At 59.5% G+C, this 16,339-nt stretch carries 18 protein-coding genes; 7 read left to right on the top strand and 11 right to left on the bottom strand.

Going from position 1 to position 16,339, the window contains the following annotated elements; translation table 11 throughout:
• Positions 1-42 precede the first annotated feature (42 nt).
• The 6 genes from FHT86_RS31680 to FHT86_RS31705 form a co-directional block, all read right to left on the bottom strand.
• Entirely contained in the window at positions 43-792 is a 750-nt protein-coding gene (locus FHT86_RS31680; protein WP_133710777.1) for a 2OG-Fe(II) oxygenase, read from the bottom strand.
• Complete coding sequence (locus FHT86_RS31685) at positions 789-1,355, bottom strand: methylated-DNA--[protein]-cysteine S-methyltransferase (protein ID WP_133710776.1); 567 nt, start codon at positions 1,353-1,355, stop codon at positions 789-791. The genes FHT86_RS31680 and FHT86_RS31685 overlap by 4 nt, the downstream gene beginning before the upstream one ends.
• A 166-nt stretch (positions 1,356-1,521) precedes the next feature.
• Positions 1,522-2,175, bottom strand: a complete 654-nt coding sequence (locus FHT86_RS31690; RefSeq protein ID WP_133710775.1) for a hypothetical protein — start codon at positions 2,173-2,175, stop codon at positions 1,522-1,524.
• Positions 2,172-2,813 (bottom strand): DNA-3-methyladenine glycosylase family protein, encoded by a 642-nt coding sequence (locus tag FHT86_RS31695; protein ID WP_133710774.1) that lies wholly within the window; start codon positions 2,811-2,813, stop codon positions 2,172-2,174. Before FHT86_RS31695 ends, FHT86_RS31690 begins: the two co-directional genes overlap by 4 nt.
• Positions 2,814-2,820: 7 nt before the next feature.
• Positions 2,821-3,912, bottom strand: a complete 1,092-nt coding sequence (gene ada, locus FHT86_RS31700; protein ID WP_133710773.1) for a bifunctional DNA-binding transcriptional regulator/O6-methylguanine-DNA methyltransferase Ada — start codon at positions 3,910-3,912, stop codon at positions 2,821-2,823.
• 138 nt (positions 3,913-4,050) lie between these two features.
• Positions 4,051-4,500: an ester cyclase gene (locus tag FHT86_RS31705; RefSeq protein WP_133710772.1), complete on the bottom strand. Its 450-nt coding sequence runs from the start codon at positions 4,498-4,500 to the stop codon at positions 4,051-4,053.
• A gap of 280 nt (positions 4,501-4,780) precedes the next feature.
• Between FHT86_RS31705 and FHT86_RS31710 the strand changes: the two genes are divergently transcribed.
• Positions 4,781-5,089, top strand: coding sequence for a hypothetical protein (locus FHT86_RS31710; RefSeq protein ID WP_133710771.1), 309 nt, complete (start codon positions 4,781-4,783; stop codon positions 5,087-5,089).
• 93 nt (positions 5,090-5,182) lie between these two features.
• On the opposite strand, the gene FHT86_RS31715 is transcribed toward FHT86_RS31710, so the two are convergent.
• The 5 genes from FHT86_RS31715 to FHT86_RS31735 all read right to left on the bottom strand — a co-directional run bounded on the left by FHT86_RS31715 (position 5,183) and on the right by FHT86_RS31735 (position 10,152).
• Complete coding sequence (locus FHT86_RS31715; RefSeq protein ID WP_133710770.1) at positions 5,183-5,926, bottom strand: aspartate/glutamate racemase family protein; 744 nt, start codon at positions 5,924-5,926, stop codon at positions 5,183-5,185.
• A 4-nt stretch (positions 5,927-5,930) separates the two neighbouring features.
• Positions 5,931-6,752: an ABC transporter permease gene (locus FHT86_RS31720; protein WP_133710769.1), complete on the bottom strand. Its 822-nt coding sequence runs from the start codon at positions 6,750-6,752 to the stop codon at positions 5,931-5,933.
• Between the two features lies 1 nt (position 6,753).
• Entirely contained in the window at positions 6,754-7,665 is a 912-nt protein-coding gene (locus FHT86_RS31725; protein WP_133710768.1) for an ABC transporter permease, read from the bottom strand.
• A 69-nt stretch (positions 7,666-7,734) separates the two neighbouring features.
• The gene (locus FHT86_RS31730) at positions 7,735-9,033 is read right to left on the bottom strand and encodes a PotD/PotF family extracellular solute-binding protein (protein WP_133710767.1); all 1,299 of its coding nucleotides are present in this window, start codon (positions 9,031-9,033) and stop codon (positions 7,735-7,737) included.
• Positions 9,034-9,063: 30 nt separating this feature from the next.
• Positions 9,064-10,152 carry an ABC transporter ATP-binding protein gene (locus FHT86_RS31735; protein WP_133710766.1) on the bottom strand — a complete coding sequence of 363 codons (1,089 nt, stop codon included), beginning with the start codon at positions 10,150-10,152 and terminating at the stop codon, positions 9,064-9,066.
• Positions 10,153-10,420: 268 nt separating this feature from the next.
• Between FHT86_RS31735 and FHT86_RS31740 the strand changes: the two genes are divergently transcribed.
• The 6 genes from FHT86_RS31740 (at position 10,421) to FHT86_RS31765 (ending at position 16,329) form a co-directional block, all read left to right on the top strand.
• Positions 10,421-11,131, top strand: coding sequence for a GntR family transcriptional regulator (locus FHT86_RS31740; RefSeq protein ID WP_133710765.1), 711 nt, complete (start codon positions 10,421-10,423; stop codon positions 11,129-11,131).
• 321 nt (positions 11,132-11,452) lie between these two features.
• Positions 11,453-12,280, top strand: a complete 828-nt coding sequence (locus FHT86_RS31745) for a DUF2189 domain-containing protein (RefSeq protein WP_133710764.1) — start codon at positions 11,453-11,455, stop codon at positions 12,278-12,280.
• A gap of 89 nt (positions 12,281-12,369) precedes the next feature.
• Positions 12,370-12,759, top strand: a complete 390-nt coding sequence (locus FHT86_RS31750) for a c-type cytochrome (protein WP_133710763.1) — start codon at positions 12,370-12,372, stop codon at positions 12,757-12,759.
• Between the two features lie 231 nt (positions 12,760-12,990).
• The gene (locus tag FHT86_RS31755; protein ID WP_133710762.1) at positions 12,991-13,794 is read left to right on the top strand and encodes a cytochrome c oxidase subunit II; all 804 of its coding nucleotides are present in this window, start codon (positions 12,991-12,993) and stop codon (positions 13,792-13,794) included.
• Positions 13,795-13,849: 55 nt separating this feature from the next.
• Positions 13,850-15,628 carry a cytochrome c oxidase subunit I gene (locus tag FHT86_RS31760; protein ID WP_133710761.1) on the top strand — a complete coding sequence of 593 codons (1,779 nt, stop codon included), beginning with the start codon at positions 13,850-13,852 and terminating at the stop codon, positions 15,626-15,628.
• On the top strand, positions 15,625-16,329 hold the full coding sequence (locus FHT86_RS31765; RefSeq protein WP_133710760.1) for a cytochrome c oxidase subunit 3: 705 nt from the start codon (positions 15,625-15,627) through the stop codon (positions 16,327-16,329). Before FHT86_RS31760 ends, FHT86_RS31765 begins: the two co-directional genes overlap by 4 nt.
• Positions 16,330-16,339: the final 10 nt, after the last annotated feature.

Below are 16,339 nucleotides of genomic sequence, written 5' to 3' on the forward strand. Positions count from 1 at the left end.
ATGGCGCGAGGTCCGCTGCGCGTTAGTGAGTCCACGCTGTAGTTATTTCGCATCGTGAAAGATGATGCCGACGGTATGGCGCATGCCCGAACGAAGGCGGCTGACGCCGTGCCGGAGGTTGACGCGATAACTCCCCTTGGAGCCCTGGACCGGACGATTGTGGACCGCAAATGCGACCGCATCGCCCTGGCGTAACGGGACGACCTCGGCGCGGCTTTGCATCCGCGGGCGCTGCTCTGTTAGAACAAACTCGCCGCCTGTGAAATCCCTCCCCGGTTCGGAGAGCAGGATCGCCACCTGCAGTGGGAATGCGAGGTCGCCATAAAGGTCCTGATGCAAGCAGTTGAAGTCCCCTGGGACGTATTGCAGCAGCAGCGGCGTCGGCCGCGTCTGGCCTTCATCGTGGCACTGCTTGAGAAAGGTTGCATGGTCCGCAGGGTAGCGCCGGTCGATGCCCATGCGGTTGTTCCAATCGTTGGCGACCTCGGCCAACCGCGGATAGAGCGCCGTGCGCAGACCGCCAAGAAGATCAGGTAGAGGATATTTGAAATAGCGGTATTCGCCCTTGCCAAACCCATGGCGCGCCATGTGAATATGGCTGCGAAAATGCTCTTCCTGCGGATAAAGATCCGCGATCTTCCGGCACTCCTCGGGCGACAGAAGCTTCTCCATGACGGCGCAGCCGAACCCACTCAGCTCCTCGGACAGCTTCTGCCAATCATATGCGGCGACCCGCGCCTCTGCGGACCGAACCGCAGAGGCCGATGGATCGAGTTTCGAAGGAGCATTCATGGCCTAGCTTCCTTGTCGATGAGCGCGCGCTTTCGCTCGATACCCCAGCGATAGCCGGACAGAGTGCCATTGCTGCGGACGACCCGATGGCAGGGTATGCCCAAAGCGATCGCGTTAGCTGCACAGGCGGTGGCAATCGCGCGGGCTGCTTTCGGCTCGCCGATGCGTCGGGCAAGCGCGGCGTAGGTCACCATCGTGCCGCATGGAATTGCGCGAAGAGCGTCCCACACCCGGCGCTGGAACGGTGTGCCGCGCCGCATATCCAGCGGCAGGTCAAGTCCGGCGTCTGGTCTCTCGACAAACCGAGCGACCCTGTCCAGGTCGTCGCGGAGGCGCGGCTCGTTCGGGATCAGTCTGCTCATCGGAAAGCAAGCCGCGAGATCATTCGTCAGCTCATCGTCGTCCGATCCGATCAGTATAGCGCAGACCCCAACAGCACTGCGAGCGACGAGAATTTTGCCTAGGGCGTTATCGCCGATCGAATAAGCGATGTCGGTTGAGGTGTCTGGGCTCTTCGCCGATAACTCTGGCCGCGAGGAGGTATTCACGTTGACGAGGTTCATTTGCTTAGCTCCATGATCCTTATGATCATCGACAATAGAGCTGCGGCCGTCTGTCCTCACTCCGGTCCTTGCTTTCAAATCGGCAAGTTCTCTTGGTTATCGGTGATGCACCGTCGATTTTCGCAATACCTGTGGTACTGAGCCTCGGGCCAGAGAATTGATCGCATCAAACGAGCCGGTCGCGCTGAGCCAATCGCAAAGTCCCGATCATCGGGTGGAGGATCGGCCGATAGCCGGCCCGAAGTGCCATGAAGGTGGAGTGCGGCGTCAACATGCCCTCTGTGTGAGCAAGCTTCCGCGACGGCTCATAGCCATGCTCGGTCCAGCGAAAAGCGCGGCCGTCGGCGATCATGTAAGCCGAACCGGATGCCACGACTACCGTGCCGTCCGGCAGCTCGGAAGGTGGTCCCGGAAGCGGATGTATCCGCTTGCGCCCGCCTTCCATGCGTTCGCCGTGGAGGACGGCGTCCATGGCGGCAGCGGAGAGCTCTGCCTTCGCCCTCGCGCCCGCCCAGGCCGCGCGGAATTTTTTGGCGTCGTCGCGCCTACAGAAGAAGCAGGGACGATGGCCCGCCGCCAATGCCACCGCCTCATCGAGAAAGAAGAGTTCGGTCCAGCTCCGATTGGCCATGACATCGCGGCGACGACCCTTGTATTCGCAACTGCAGACCAGCCATGCCTTGCTCGACCAGCGTCTGTTCAACAGCATTTTGGATGCCGGATCGTGGATAATGCCGCGATTGCCCGTGAACAGCCCTCGTTGCGAAATCGCCACGATATCGCCGAAGGGGGTGACGCGGTTTTGAAGCGGAGCGTTCATGTCAGAACATTGCCTCGCTTGCGCGGCATACGCCAGAGATACCACGATGCAACGGTGCGATGCGGAGCCCATTCGGCCCCAATCCTGCGCAATTCATTGGGTTTCGGCTGTTCGACGAGGGATTTTAGGGCTCGATACCCTTCACGCACGCCGAAATCATCGACAGGCAAAATATCCATGCGCTCTAGTGAATACATCAGGAGCATCTCGACGGTCCATCGTCCGATCCCCTTGATCGTTACGATCTGCGCAATCAGCTCTTCATCGTCCATCGTGGCGGCGACGTCTCGCGAGGGCACCAAACCGGACAATGAGCCCTCGGCAATCGCCCTGATGGTGGCGATCTTCGTTGCGGAGAAGCCGCACGCACGCAAACGGTCGAACTCGGTGGAAATGATATTTTCCGGCGTCGGGAACGCGGATTCCGGGTAAAGCGCCTTTAGCCGGGTAATGATTGCGTCGCCGGCCTTCGCGGTAAGCTGCTGATAGCTTATCGCGCGGACGAGAGCCTCGTAAGGCTCCCGTGCCGCCTTGGGATCGTGTCTGCACGGACCTACCAATGCGACAAGAGCCGCCCAATCATCGTCGATGTCGCGCAGGAATGCGACGGATTCGTCATAGCGTGCGAAGATGCTCATCGGGATATCAGTGGCCGTGGGTTGCTTCACGATCAAGCAAAACGCGTTTTCGCTCTACCCCCCAGGCGTAACCGGAAAGCGCACCGTTGTTTCGCACCACCCGGTGGCACGGGATCGCGACGGCCAGACTATTGCCGGCACATGCTCCAGCGACAGCGCGCACTGCTTTGGGCGAGCCGATCCGGCGGGCGATTTCCGCATAACTGACGGTTTGGCCAGGAGGGATTTCCTGCAGCGCCTGCCAAACCCGCTGCTGAAATGCCGTGCCGCGGACATCGAGCGGTAAGTCGATCCCAAGGCCTGGTGCCTCCACCAGGCCGACGACACGCGCCACAAGGGCCTCGTAATCCCCATCGGCACCGATCAGGTTGGCATTGGGGAAACGATCCTGAAGATTGCGCACCAGCGCGTCGGGATCGCTGCCGAGGAGAATGGCCGCAACGCCTTTCCTGCTCGACGCAACCAGGATCGCGCCAAGCGACGATTGGCCGACCGCAAAACGGATATCCTCATTGGCACCTCCCAACCGATATTGGGTTGGCGTCATTCCGAGTATATCGGTGGCCCTCTCGTAAAAACGACCGCTCGAATTAAACCCGGCATCGTAGATCGCTTCCGTCACGCTGTTGCTGTTTGCAAGGCCCTCACGAACTTTTGCCGCACGACGCGCGGAGGCGTAGTCCTTGGGCGTCAGGCCGGTTGCCGATTTGAACAGCCGGTGAAAATAGCTGGCGCTTCGTCCAACCGCGTCCGCCAGTTCGTTCAGAGACGGTTCTTCCTCGCTTTCTTCGATCAAGCGGCACACCCGCGCGACGATTGCGGCGTTCTCACCGTCGGCGGAAAGACCCTCCGGATTGCATCGCTTACAGGCGCGAAAGCCGGTTGCTCTGGCAGCTGCGAGCGTAGCATGCAGCTGCACATTTTTGGGGTTTGCGGTTCGCGACGGACAGGACGGCCGACAATAGACGCCGGTCGTTGCCACCGAATACCAGAAATGGCCATCTGCGGCCCGATCGCGGGCAACGATGCGTGCCCAACGCGGATCATCGGCCACCGTCTTTTCTGGGAAGACCGTGCGGTTTCTGAGCATCATGGTCATGTCGGTTCATTCGTCCCTATCTGATCCGGAGTAAGCGTGCCATTCGTGGCACCAGGAAAGGCTCACAGCCACCCGATTCCTGCATGACCAAGGATCGCCCAAAGGTCGCCGCCCAAGATGATGGGCGGCGACCTTCCGTCAGGCAGCCTTGATGAGGCCGAGCTGCGTGAGCGCCGTCACTCCGTCGTCGAGACCGATTTCCTCGGCGATCCTTGCGTTCTCGATGCGCAGGATAGTGGTGCCGGTAAAATGCATCTTGCGACCGGTCGCAGCCGGCAGCGAGCCAACCAGGAAATCGGCAAAGGCCGGCCCCGTATGTGTGCCGCCGCCTTCCCACTGGCCGACGACATAATCGCCTTCCGCAATGAGGCCGGCAGTGCCCCAGAAATTCAGGTTCGGAAATGCCGTGCGGAAGCCGGTCATGAAGGCCTTGATGTCGTCATGGCCGCGGCGCGGCTCATGCAATGAGTACTTCAGCAGCATCTCTGGCGCGGCGATGTCGTCGACGACAGACAGATTGCAGGTCTCACCCCAGAATTCGGTGAACCAGCGCGCGACGATGGCCTTGTTGTCTTCTTCTTTGCTCATGTGGATTTCCTTTTTGATGTATCCAGCAGGGATCATCGATCTCGGTCGACGACCTGAGCAAAGGGATAGGCTGATCCAGCGGGGTCAAAACTCCGGTTCTTGCTCCACAATCGAATCGGTCGAGTTGCAAAGCCGCACGCGACCATCGCGGATGGCGCTTTCGACAACCCATGGTGACAGACGCCGCATAAAAGGAGATGATTCGGTTTGAGAGCAAGGAACGGGGTGCCGGCCGATGGAAACGGTGGGAAAGTTCGCCTGTCCCAGAAGGAGAACGCAGATGAAAGCTCAAATCACCGCGCTTGTCGCGCTCGCGGTCCTCGCGGCCTCTCCCGCATCCGCAATCGAACGGCTGCAAACCGCCACGAGGTCGTGTGCCGAAATCCAATCCTTCGTTCGGGCGAACCGTGCGGTTATCCTGCAGTATCCGGCGGCGTGGAGTTCCGCTGGTCTGCTCTATGAACGCGCCGTCGCCAATTCCGATGTTTGCCTTGGTAACGGCTTCGGTGAACAAAGCTATGTGCCGTCGAGGGACAAGCGCAATTGCGCCATCTGGATCTGCGCCTCCAGCACCGATCTGCGCCCGTGATCGAGTGAGGACGGCCGCCCCATCGTCACCGACGATCATCCGCTCGCCACACTCCCTTCGATCAATGCCTCAATCGAATGAAACGGTCATGGCTCAACCGGAGGCTCGCATTGGGGTGAAATCGCTCATCGCGCCGCTGAACGGCTTCGGAAGCGGCGAGGCATAGGAGCCGCGTTTGCTGGTGGAGAGACCAAGCGACACCAGAGCTTCCGCCTGTTTGACTGCCGCCGCGACGCCATCGATTACCGGCACGCCGTAAATCTCCTGCAGCTCGCGCGCAAGATCGGTCATCCCGGCACAGCCAAGCACGATCGCCTCCGCCCCGTCTTCATCGAGCGCCCGTTCGATTTCCGCCCGCAGCTTGCCGATCGCGCCGGATGCGGCATCCTCGAGTTCCAGTACGGCGATATCGGAGGCACGCACCTTAGCCCGCCCGCCCATGCCGTAGCGTTGGATGAGGTTGTCGATCAGAACGCGCGAACGCTCCAGCGTTGTCACGACCGTAAAACGCTGGGCGAGAAAGCCGGCTGTCGCCACGGCGGATTCGCAAAGCCCGAGAATAGGGACATCCGAAAACGTTCGTGCGGCTTCGAGACCCGTATCATCGAAACAGGCGATGATCGCCGCATCGTAACCCGCCGTCCGCTGCTCCTTGAGTTCGCTCAGGAGGCCGGGAACCGCAAGCGCGCCGTCATAGTATCCCTCGATGGAGGCCGGCCCCATCCGCGATGTGGCGGCGATGATTTCCGTCCCGAATGCAGCGACGGCGCGGGCGGCATCCGCCGCCTTTTCCGTCATGGACGCGCTGGTATTCGGATTGATGAGCAATAAACGCATGATCTCAGCTTTTCTTGGCCTGCCGGCGGCCAAGCATGGCCATGATCCCGAGCGCCACGAGAATGATGGTGAAGGAAAAGAGTGTCGTCACCGTTCCCAGCGCATAAAGCACAGGCGTGGTGACGTTGGTGGTCATCCCGTAGATTTCCAGGGGCAGCGTATTGTAGGTGCCCGACGTCATCAGGGTACGCGCAAACTCGTCATAGGACAGCGTGAAGCCGAAAAGCCCGACGCCGATCAGGCTGGGCGCGATCATCGGCAGCACGACGTGGCGGAAGGTCTGCCATGAGGTCGCCCCAAGATCGCGCGCGGCCTCCTCGTAAGCCGGCGAGAAGCGATTGAAGACGGCGAACATGATCAGCACGCCGAAGGGCAGCGTCCAGGTCAGATGCGCGCCAAAAGCCGAGGAATACCAGGCCGGAGGAAGGCCGCCCTGCTGGAAAACGACGCCGATGCCCAGAGAAATGATGATGGACGGAACCACGAGACTGGCAACGGTCGCATAAAACAGCAGCGACGCTCCGCGGAAACGACGGCGGAAGGCCAGGCCTGCCAGCAGCGAGACGACGACGGTGACGATCATCACCATCAGCCCGAGCATGAAGGACCGGCGGAACGAGGCGCCGAAATCGCCGACCGCTTGCTTCTCGAACAGGTTCGCGAACCAATGCAGCGAGACGCCATTCAACGGAAAGGTCAGGCCCCCGTCGGGTCCCTGGAAGGAGAGGATGAGAATCGCCGAAAGGGGGCCATAGAGAAACAGCACGAAGACAATGAAAAAGATCGCCAGAATATAGAATTCCAAGCTGCGCTTTTCGCGGTTCATCTCAAAGCTCCTTGCGGATATCGACGACCCGCAGGATGGCGGAGACCATCAGCAGGACGAGGATCAACAGCACCACCGCGTTGGCCGCCGCGGCCGGATATTGCAGCAGCGACATTTGGTTTTTCATCATCAGCGCGATGGAGGCGCTTTGGCCGCCGGACATGACCTGCACGGTCGAAAAATCCGCCATGACCAATGTGACGACAAAGATCGTGCCGATCGCCATGCCGGGCTTGGCAAGCGGGATCACCACGTTCCAAAGGACCTGCCAGCCGCTGGCGCCGGCATCGCGGGCGGCTTCGAACAGTGAGCGGTCGATGCGCATCAGCGTATTGAAGATCGGCGTCACCATGAACAGCGTGTAGAGATGCACCATGGCAAGCACGACGGCAAAATCGGAATAGAGAAGCCATTCGATCGGCTTTGGTATGAGGCCCATCTGGATCAGGGTCGAATTGACAAGACCGTTGCGGCCGAGCACCGGGATCCAGGAGATCATGCGGATGATGTTCGACGTCATGAACGGCACAGTGCAGACGAGAAAAAGGATCATCTGCGTCGAGGTGCGGCGGATGTGGAAGGCGAGGAAGTAGGCGACCCAGAAGCCAATCACTAGCGTCAGCGCCCAGACGATGGCGGTGAATTTCAGCGTGTTGAGATAGGTCTTCCAGGTGACCCAGGATCCCAGCGTGTCGGTGTAGTTCGTGGTCAGGAAGGCGGGATAGAGACCGGCAAAATCATAGTCCCAGAAGCTGACGACACCGATCATCGCGATCGGCAGCAGGAAGAAGAAGCCCAAAATCAGGAAGAGCGGCGCTGCCTGCAGATAGGAGACGAGCCATAGCGGCACGCCGAAACCACCACCTGCCTTCTGTGCTGCCTGGTCTGTCTCTGATGAAGTGATCGTCGCCATGTTCCGGTCTCTCCGTTAGCGGCTTCCTCCCCCCGCTTGCGGGGAGAGGATTGATTTGGGAAGCAATGCTTAGGCGGCGATGAACTCGTTCCAGCGGCGGACCATGTAGCGGTCTTCGTCCATCACCGAGTTCCAGCAGGCAACTGCGCCCATGCGCGCTTCAAACGAGCCGCCGTCGCGAACGGCGCCGGCCTTCTCCATGACCTTGCCTTCCGGAGACAGGATATCGCCCTGCGCCGGCTTGCCCTCGATCCAGTAGCCCCATTCGTCGGCCGACATGTACTGCTTGGCGGTTTCCATGCAGGCCGAGTAGTAGCCCTGACGGTTGAGATAGCCGCCGACCCAGCCGGATGTGTACCAGTTGATGTATTCGTAAGCCGCGTCGAGTTGCGCGCCCTTGAGGTGCGAGGCGAGGCCGAGGCCGCCGCCCCAGGCGCGATACCCTTCCTTGAGCGGCTGGAAGGTGCAGGCGATACCCTTGGAACGGACGGCGGCAACAGCCGGCGACCACATCGACTGGATGACCACTTCGCCCGACGCCATCAGGTTGACGCTCTCGTCGAAGGACTTCCAGAAGGCGCGGAACTGGCCGTCACCCTTGGTCTTGATCAGGAAGTCGATCGTCTTGTCGATTTCCGCCTTCGTCATGTTGCCCTTGTCGGCATATTTGATCTTGCCGGCAGCTTCCATGATCATCGCGGCATCCATGATGCCGATCGACGGGATGTTGAGGATTGCGGTCTTTCCCTTGAAGGCGGGATCGAGAATATCGGCCCAGCTCGTGATCGGGCGGCCGGTCAGGTCGGGGCGGATGCCGAGCGTATCGGCGTTGTAGATGGTCGGAACCATCGTCATCCACTGCGTCGGCTCCTTGGCAAATTTCTTGGAGCCCTGCGCTTCGACGAAGCCGACCGTGTGCGGGGCCGTGCCCTGGGCGATGACGCTGTCCGGCTTCAGCTTGCCGTTAATGAACAGCGGCACGATCTTGTCGTAGTATTTGAGCTTCTTGACGTCCATCGGCTGCATGACGCCGGTCGGGAACACCTTCTTGGCGATCCAGTATTCGACGTCGGCGATGTCATAGCTATCCGGCTGGGTGACGGCGCGCTGGGCCGCAGCGTCGGAGTCGGTTGCCGTCATCTCCAGCGTGATGCCGAGATCGGCTTTGCACTTCTCGGCGATGGCATTGATGTTCGAAACGCCGGTGCCGAACTGGCGAAGCGTGATGTTCGATTGCGCCCAGATGGTCGGAAAGCCGGTGATGAGGCCGGAGCCGGCGATCGCGCCGGCGGCGGCAGCGCCAGTTTTCAATAGCGAGCGACGGGAGATTCCCTTTGCTGCCTTGGTTGTCTTCGTTTCAGTCGTCATGTCAGTTCCCCTTTTTGTGATGCTTACGATTCATGCGGAAACCCGGCCGAGGAGGATGGCATCCTCCAGGGCCCAGCTCAGAGACACCGCATCGCCGACCGATACGGGTTTGGCGAAATAATCGCCGTCGCTCGCGATGACCGTGAAGTCGTCGCTACCCGCGCCGATGACGGTGATCTTCACCGACGCGCCGCGATATTCGATGTTGGAGACGATGCCGTTGAAGCCGAGGGTCTTTTCCGAGGCCTCCTGGAGGCGCACGCGGTCGGTGCGGATGCCGATATCGATAGCCTCGCCCACATCCCTGCCGGTTCCGCGCACGGAAAAAGTCTGCCCCTCAGGGGCGGTCAGCGTCAGCATCCCGCTTTCACTGGATGCCACCCGGCCGGAGAGTACGTTGTGGTCTCCCATGAAGCGGGCGACAAAAGCCGTTGCCGGGCGCTCGAAGACTTGGCGCGGAGCAGCCGCCTGCTCGATCCTGCCGTCGTTCATGATGACGATGATGTCGGCGAGCGCCATGGCCTCTTCCTGGCTGTGCGTCACATGTACGAAGGTGATCCCGAGCGTCTTCTGCAGCTTCTTCAGCTCGGCGCGCATGCGGATCTTCAGGAACGGATCGAGCGCCGACAGCGGCTCGTCGAGCAGCAGGGCTTCGGGATCTGTTATCAGCGCGCGGGCAAGCGCCACGCGTTGCTGCTGTCCGCCGGAAAGCTGTGCCGGACGCCGCGTGGCATAGGCCTCCATTTGCATCAGCTTCAGCATATCAAGCGCCTTGGCCCGACGCTCGTCCTTGTCCACGCCCTTCATCTTGAGGCTGAAAGCGACGTTGTCGATGAGGTCGAGATGCGGAAAGAGCGCGTAGGACTGGAACATCATCGCCGTGCCGCGCTTGGCCGGCGGAAAATCGGTGACAACGATATTTCCTAATCGGATATCGCCTGACGAGATGCTTTCATGGCCCGCGATCATGCGAAGTGTCGACGTCTTGCCGCAGCCGGACGGACCCAGAAAGCAACAATAGGAACCGGCCGGGATCTTCAGGCTGATCGCATGCACGGCGGTCGTCGTACCATAGACCTTCGAAACGGATGCTATATCGATCTCTGCCGCTTTCGACATCGTGTCTCCCTCTGTTTGAGAAAGACAATGCATCTGCCGTGCCAGTTTTGCTGCGTTGCACCAACCCCTTGTGTTTCATGGGTTTTTGCTGCAGTTCCCACGGATGTCCTTGCGATAGGCAAATACATGTTTGCACATGAAATAGGCTTTCGTCCGCAATACGTGCACTAAATCGTATACAATCACGCCTGGGTTTGCGCGACAAATTCCGTTTAACTTTTGCGACGAAGATGGCTATCATCCCGCCGATTATCAGGTATCCGATTTCATGAATTCCACAGCCGACGCGCTCCAGACCAACGATTCCGCTGAAACCGGTGCACAGCAGATCCGCGATGCCATTCGTGAAGCGATCGTCGAGCGCAGGCTTTCGCCGGGCACGAAACTTTCGGAAAGCGATGTCGGCAATCTGTTCAAGGTCAGCCGGACGCTGGCGCGCGCCGCTCTGCAGGCCCTATCCTATGAAGGGCTTGTCCGCGTCGAGAAAAACCGCGGCGCTTTCGTGGCCTATCCTTCTCCGGACGAAGCACGGCAAATCTTTGCCGCCCGCCGTCTGGTGGAGCCGGGTATTCTCAGCGAGGCGGCGAAGAGGATCACGCCCTCGCAGGTTCAACACCTGAAGCAGCTCCTGCTCGAAGAAGGCCGGCTTATGAGTGAGCGCGGCCAGTCGGCACGCCGCGCCGAGATCAAGGCATCCGGCGATTTTCATCTCATGCTCGCCTCGATCTCCGGCAATTTGATCATGCAGCGCTTCATGGAGGAGCTCGTCGCCCGCTCGTCGCTGGTGATTGCGCTCTACGGCCAATCGAGTGCCTCTAGTTGTGGCCATGCGGAGCATGGCGACATCATCGCCGCCATCGAGCGGAGGGATATAGAAACGGCCTGCCATCTCATGCTCCACCATATTTCGCATATCGAAGGAGATCTCGATCTGCGGGAACGCAAGAGCTTCGGCTTGAAAGAAGCATTCGAGCGCTAGCACGAGCCCGCCGTGCGCCGCCCACGGCTCAACTCCGCCCTCATCTGAATACTGAATGTCGCGATCACGAAAGCGAAAGTGCTGGTGATGTCTTGAAGGACGACGGGCGAGCGGATCGCCGCGAAAGCTATTCGAAATCACGCGTTCTGAGTTCAACCAGCCCAATGCAAGAAATGACGAACATCTAATTTAAGGAATAGGCGACAAAGGCAATAAGATTTGATAAATCTATGACCACCGGTTGCGGTTTGACGTGTCGGTAAAAATTTGCCGGGCGTCTTTGCACCGCCAGCCGGACCATGGTGGAGGAGGAGAGGTGCTATGGCGGCATTCCATGTCATGGCCGGTGCGAGCGGCGAATTTGCACGCCCGGAAGTCCGCAAGATAGGTGTTGCGGACCTTATCGATGCGCTGAGGTTGGGACTGGACGACTTTAGAGAGAAACCATCCCATTACGTTTTTCTCTGTCTCATGTATCCGATAGCGGGCATCTTTCTGGTCATGTGGAGCTCCGGTGCCGACCTCCTGCCACTGCTCTATCCCTTGATGTCGGGCTTTGCCCTGGTTGGTCCGATCGCGGCCCTCGGCCTCTACGAGATCAGCCGACGGCGCGAACAAGAATTGGATAGCTCGTGGCATCACGCACTGGAGGTTCGTCACTCTCCGGCACTGCCCTCGATCATTGCGGTCGGCCTCATGCTCTTGGCGCTTTTCGTTGCCTGGCTGATCGTTGCGCAGCTCATTTACACCATGACCGTCGACGAAGCCGGCGTGACCTCGATATCCGTCCTGCTGTCAGACGTGCTGACGACCTCGCGAGGTTACTCGCTCATGCTTTGGGGGAACTTAGCCGGCTTCGTGTTCGCGATAATCGTATTGGCGACGACGGTGGTGACCTTCCCGTTACTGCTGGACCGGGACGTCGGCGCCGTCGCAGCCGTGGACGCGAGCATACGCGCCACACTTACCAATCCAGTGCCGGTCGCACTTTGGGGATTGATCGTCGCAGCACTGCTCGTTGTCGGCACAATCCCAATTTTTGCCGGTCTTGCGGTCGTCATGCCTATCCTCGGGCATTCGACCTGGCACTTGTATCGAAAATTGATTGCTCCTGCCTATCCGAACCGCACGCCTTCAAATCGCAAATGAAATTTACCCCGGATCATCCTCCAAGCCGTTGCGACTGCCAGATGGCAGTCGCGTTGGTTGGGATAGCGATGAAGAGAATGAGGATTGCCATGTCTTACCGTTTTCTTCCGATCTGTCTGCTTTTTGCCATTGCTTCCCCGCTTGGCGCACTCGCGCAGCAAGGCGATGCCGCCGCCGGGGCCACCGTTTTCAAGAAGTGCGCCATCTGCCATGTAGCCGAAACGGACCAGAACAAGGTCGGTCCCTCGCTGAACGGCCTGTTCGGCCGACCGGCCGGAACACACCCGAATTTCGCCTATTCGCCGGCGATGCTGCAGGCTGGCAAGGCCGGCCTCGTATGGGATGAGACGTCGCTGCGCGACTATTTGCACGACCCTAAGGCGAAGGTGAAGGGCACGAAAATGACCTTCGTCGGGGTAAAGGATGATACCGAGATTACCAATCTGATCGCCTATCTGAAGCAGTACTCAAAACAGTGAGATTCCCGATATGGACGAGTTGTTTCCTGCGTCGCCGGTTGGATCGGCGAGGTTCGGCTCAGCGACCAGACGCCGCCGATCCTACCGAAGGCGTCATTATGCCCCGTGCGGTTTGCCGGGATGAACCGCTGCAGTTGTTGCAATTGCCCGTCCGACTCGTTCATGAGATAATACTAAAACGTTTCGCGATGGGATTGTGGAAATGTTCGCGGCCGGGTCAGGGAGGAGCCGATGGCTGTCGTATTGATTCTCGTTCTGCTGGTGGTGGGATCGATCGCGTTCCATCTGCTTAGCCCATGGTGGTGGACGCCAATCGCTTCGAACTGGAGCTACATCGACCACACGATTGTCATCACCTTCTGGATCACCGGCTTCGTTTTCACGGCGGTCGTGCTGTTCATGGCCTATTGCGTCTTCCGCTTCAGACACCGTGCGGGAAACCGAGCCGCGTACCAGCCCGAAAACAAGCGGTTGGAATGGTGGCTCGCGGGGGGAACCGCGATTGGGGTGGCTGCAATGCTCGCGCCCGGCCTATTCGTGTGGAAACAGTTCGTCACGGTCCCTGCCGATGCCAGCGAGGTCGAAGTCGTCAGTCAGCAATGGCAATGGAGTTTCCGGCTGCCGGGGGCGGACGGGCGGCTCGGCCGCGCGGATACCCGTGATGTTACTCCGGACAACCCGCTCGGTTTGAACAAGAGTGATCCCGCGGGACTGGACGACGTCATCGTCGAAGGTGGCGAACTGCATATGCCCGCCGGCAAGCCGGTCAAGATGCTTTTGCGCTCGATCGATGTCCTGCACGATTTCTACGTGCCGGAATTCCGAGCCAAAATGGACATGATCCCCGGCACGGTCACCTATTTTTGGTTTACCCCGACGCGGACTGGAACCTTCGAGGTTCTCTGCGCGGAATTGTGCGGCGTTGGTCATCCGCAGATGCGTGGCACAGTCGTCGTCGATGACGAGACTGCCTATCAAGCCTGGCTGCAGCAACAGCCGACTTTCTCGAAGTCGCTGGCGTCGGCGGAAAAGTAAGTGCCATGCGCACCTGAGGAGGAGGCCGCATAGCAGGGAACAGGGAGGATGGAATATGGTCGACATCGGATCCGGCACTGAGCGGGTTATCCAACCCGCTGAAGTCGAGGATGTGGAGCTTTATCACCCGAAAAGCTGGTGGACGAAATATGTCTTCAGCCAGGATGCCAAGATCATCGCCATTCAGTACTCTTTGACCGCCATCGCGATCGGCATGGTAGCGCTGGTGCTGTCCTGGCTGATGCGCCTGCAGCTCGGGTTTCCCGGCTATTTTTCTTTTATCGACGCGGAACATTATTATCAGTTCATCACCATGCACGGCATGATCATGGTGATCTACCTGCTGACGGCGCTGTTCCTCGGTGGCTTCGGCAACTATTTGATCCCCTTGATGCTCGGCGCGCGCGACATGGTGTTTCCCTATGCGAACATGCTGAGCTACTGGCTCTATCTGCTCGCAGTCATCGTGTTGGTCGTCGGCTTCTTCGCGCCCGGCGGGCCAACGGGTGCCGGCTGGACGCTCTATCCGCCGCAGGCTCTTCTGTCGGGGACACCGGGGGGGCGCGACTGGGGCATCATCCTGATGCTGTCGTCACTGATCCTTTTCATCATCGGCTTCACGATGGGTGGGTTGAATTATGTCGTCACGGTGTTGCAGGGACGCGCCCGCGGCATGACGCTGATGCGAATGCCCCTGACGGTATGGGGCATCTTCACCGCGACCGTCATGGCGCTGCTTGCTTTCCCCGCACTCTTCGTCGCCGCCGTCATGATGCTGTTCGACCGGTTGCTCGGCACGAGTTTCTTCATGCCAGCCATTGTCGAGATGGGCCAGCAGTTGCAGCACGGAGGCGGCAGCCCCATCCTATTCCAGCACCTGTTCTGGTTCTTCGGCCATCCGGAGGTCTATATCGTCGCACTTCCTGCCTTCGGCATCGTCTCGGATCTGATCAGCACCCATGCACGCAAGAATATCTTCGGCTACCGGATGATGGTCTGGGCGATCCTCATCATCGCAGCGCTAAGCTTTGTCGTCTGGGCGCATCATATGTATGTCAGCGGCATGAATCCGAACTTCGGCTTCTTTTTCGCGACCACGACGTTGATCATCGCCGTCCCGACGGCGATCAAGGTCTACAACTGGGTGTTGACACTCTGGCGCGGCGATATCCATCTGACATTACCGATGCTGTTTGCCCTGGCCTTCATCGTCACATTCATCAATGGCGGACTGACCGGCCTCTTTCTCGGCAATGTCGTTGTCGACGTGCCCTTGTCCGACACCATGTTCGTCGTTGCTCATTTCCACATGGTGATGGGGGTCGCGCCGATCCTGGTGATCTTCGGCGCAATCCACCATTGGTATCCGAAAGTCACGGGGCGCATGCTGAACGTGACCATGGGCCATATCCACTTCTGGATCACCTTCCTCGGCGCCTATGCCATCTTCTTCCCGATGCACTACCTCGGCCTGATGGGCGTGCCGCGCCGCTATTACGAGCTGGGCGAAACGGCCTTCATCCCGCCGTCGGCACATACGCTGAACATGTACATCACTGTCGCTGCGTTGGTCGTCGGGGCAGCTCAAGTTCTGTTCCTGTTCAATCTCGCCTGGAGCCTTCGCTGGGGCAGGCAGGCAGGCGGCAATCCATGGCGGGCGACGACATTGGAATGGCAGACACCGCAAACGCCGCCTGTTCACGGAAATTGGGGCAAGGAGCTGCCGATCGTCTACCGCTGGCCATATGATTACAGTGTCCCCGGAGCGGAACAGGACTTCCTGCCGCAGAACCAGCCGGACTCGGGCGGACTGCCCGAAAGGGCCTTCTCATGAGCGCCATTCTGATCTTCCTGGCAGGGATCGCCGGCATAATCGTCTGGTGGATGGCGAAGCAGCGGTTAACCTCGAAACCCTGGCTGGAAACCGGGTTGGCAGGCGATGCGCCGCAGATGCAAGGGTCATCGGCGACAACGGCGAAAGTCGGTCTCGGCATCTTTCTCGCCGTCGTCGGCGCCTTGTTCACGCTCCTCATCAGCGCCTATCTTACGCGCCTCAGCGGCACCGACTGGTGGAGCATTCCGATCCCACGACTGCTTTGGGTGAATACGGCCGTCCTTGCCGCCAGCAGCGTCTCGTTGCAATGGGCAAAAACCGAAGCCAGGCTTGACCGCAGCGAGATGCTGAACACGGCTCTTGCAGTGGCATTCGCACTGGCCGTTCTCTTTCTGGCTGGACAGGTTCTGGCGTGGCGGCAACTGGTGTCCGCAGGCTATCTGCTGGCGGACAATCCATCGAACAGCTTCTTCTATATGATCACCGGATTGCATGGCCTGCACATTCTGGGCGGGCTTTTCGTGCTCGGACGGACGACAATCCGCGCCCGGGCCAGCCCAATGCTCGCGAAAGTCCGCCTGAGCGTAGATCTCTGCGCCATCTATTGGCATTTCATGCTCGTTGTCTGGCTCATCCTTTTTGCGCTCTTTGCCGGCTGGGCAAATAGTTTCGTCGATCTCTGCCGTCAATTGGTCACCTGAGGAGTTTCGA

The sequence above is a fragment of the Rhizobium sp. BK313 genome, assembly GCF_014193655.1.
Taxonomy (GTDB): Bacteria; Pseudomonadota; Alphaproteobacteria; order Rhizobiales; family Rhizobiaceae; genus Rhizobium.

Excerpts from the sequence above, each read along its gene's own strand:
- FHT86_RS31680 (WP_133710777.1), bottom strand. The coding sequence starts at position 792 with ATGAATGCTCCTTCGAAACTCGATCCATCGGCCTCTGCGGTTCGGTCC.
- FHT86_RS31685 (WP_133710776.1), bottom strand. The coding sequence starts at position 1,355 with ATGAACCTCGTCAACGTGAATACCTCCTCGCGGCCAGAGTTATCGGCG.
- FHT86_RS31690 (WP_133710775.1), bottom strand. The coding sequence starts at position 2,175 with ATGAACGCTCCGCTTCAAAACCGCGTCACCCCCTTCGGCGATATCGTG.
- FHT86_RS31695 (WP_133710774.1), bottom strand. The coding sequence starts at position 2,813 with ATGAGCATCTTCGCACGCTATGACGAATCCGTCGCATTCCTGCGCGAC.
- ada (WP_133710773.1), bottom strand. The coding sequence starts at position 3,912 with ATGACCATGATGCTCAGAAACCGCACGGTCTTCCCAGAAAAGACGGTG.
- FHT86_RS31705 (WP_133710772.1), bottom strand. The coding sequence starts at position 4,500 with ATGAGCAAAGAAGAAGACAACAAGGCCATCGTCGCGCGCTGGTTCACC.
- FHT86_RS31710 (WP_133710771.1), top strand. The coding sequence starts at position 4,781 with ATGAAAGCTCAAATCACCGCGCTTGTCGCGCTCGCGGTCCTCGCGGCC.
- FHT86_RS31715 (WP_133710770.1), bottom strand. The coding sequence starts at position 5,926 with ATGCGTTTATTGCTCATCAATCCGAATACCAGCGCGTCCATGACGGAA.
- FHT86_RS31720 (WP_133710769.1), bottom strand. The coding sequence starts at position 6,752 with ATGAACCGCGAAAAGCGCAGCTTGGAATTCTATATTCTGGCGATCTTT.
- FHT86_RS31725 (WP_133710768.1), bottom strand. The coding sequence starts at position 7,665 with ATGGCGACGATCACTTCATCAGAGACAGACCAGGCAGCACAGAAGGCA.
- FHT86_RS31730 (WP_133710767.1), bottom strand. The coding sequence starts at position 9,033 with ATGACGACTGAAACGAAGACAACCAAGGCAGCAAAGGGAATCTCCCGT.
- FHT86_RS31735 (WP_133710766.1), bottom strand. The coding sequence starts at position 10,152 with ATGTCGAAAGCGGCAGAGATCGATATAGCATCCGTTTCGAAGGTCTAT.
- FHT86_RS31740 (WP_133710765.1), top strand. The coding sequence starts at position 10,421 with ATGAATTCCACAGCCGACGCGCTCCAGACCAACGATTCCGCTGAAACC.
- FHT86_RS31745 (WP_133710764.1), top strand. The coding sequence starts at position 11,453 with ATGGCGGCATTCCATGTCATGGCCGGTGCGAGCGGCGAATTTGCACGC.
- FHT86_RS31750 (WP_133710763.1), top strand. The coding sequence starts at position 12,370 with ATGTCTTACCGTTTTCTTCCGATCTGTCTGCTTTTTGCCATTGCTTCC.
- FHT86_RS31755 (WP_133710762.1), top strand. The coding sequence starts at position 12,991 with ATGGCTGTCGTATTGATTCTCGTTCTGCTGGTGGTGGGATCGATCGCG.
- FHT86_RS31760 (WP_133710761.1), top strand. The coding sequence starts at position 13,850 with ATGGTCGACATCGGATCCGGCACTGAGCGGGTTATCCAACCCGCTGAA.
- FHT86_RS31765 (WP_133710760.1), top strand. The coding sequence starts at position 15,625 with ATGAGCGCCATTCTGATCTTCCTGGCAGGGATCGCCGGCATAATCGTC.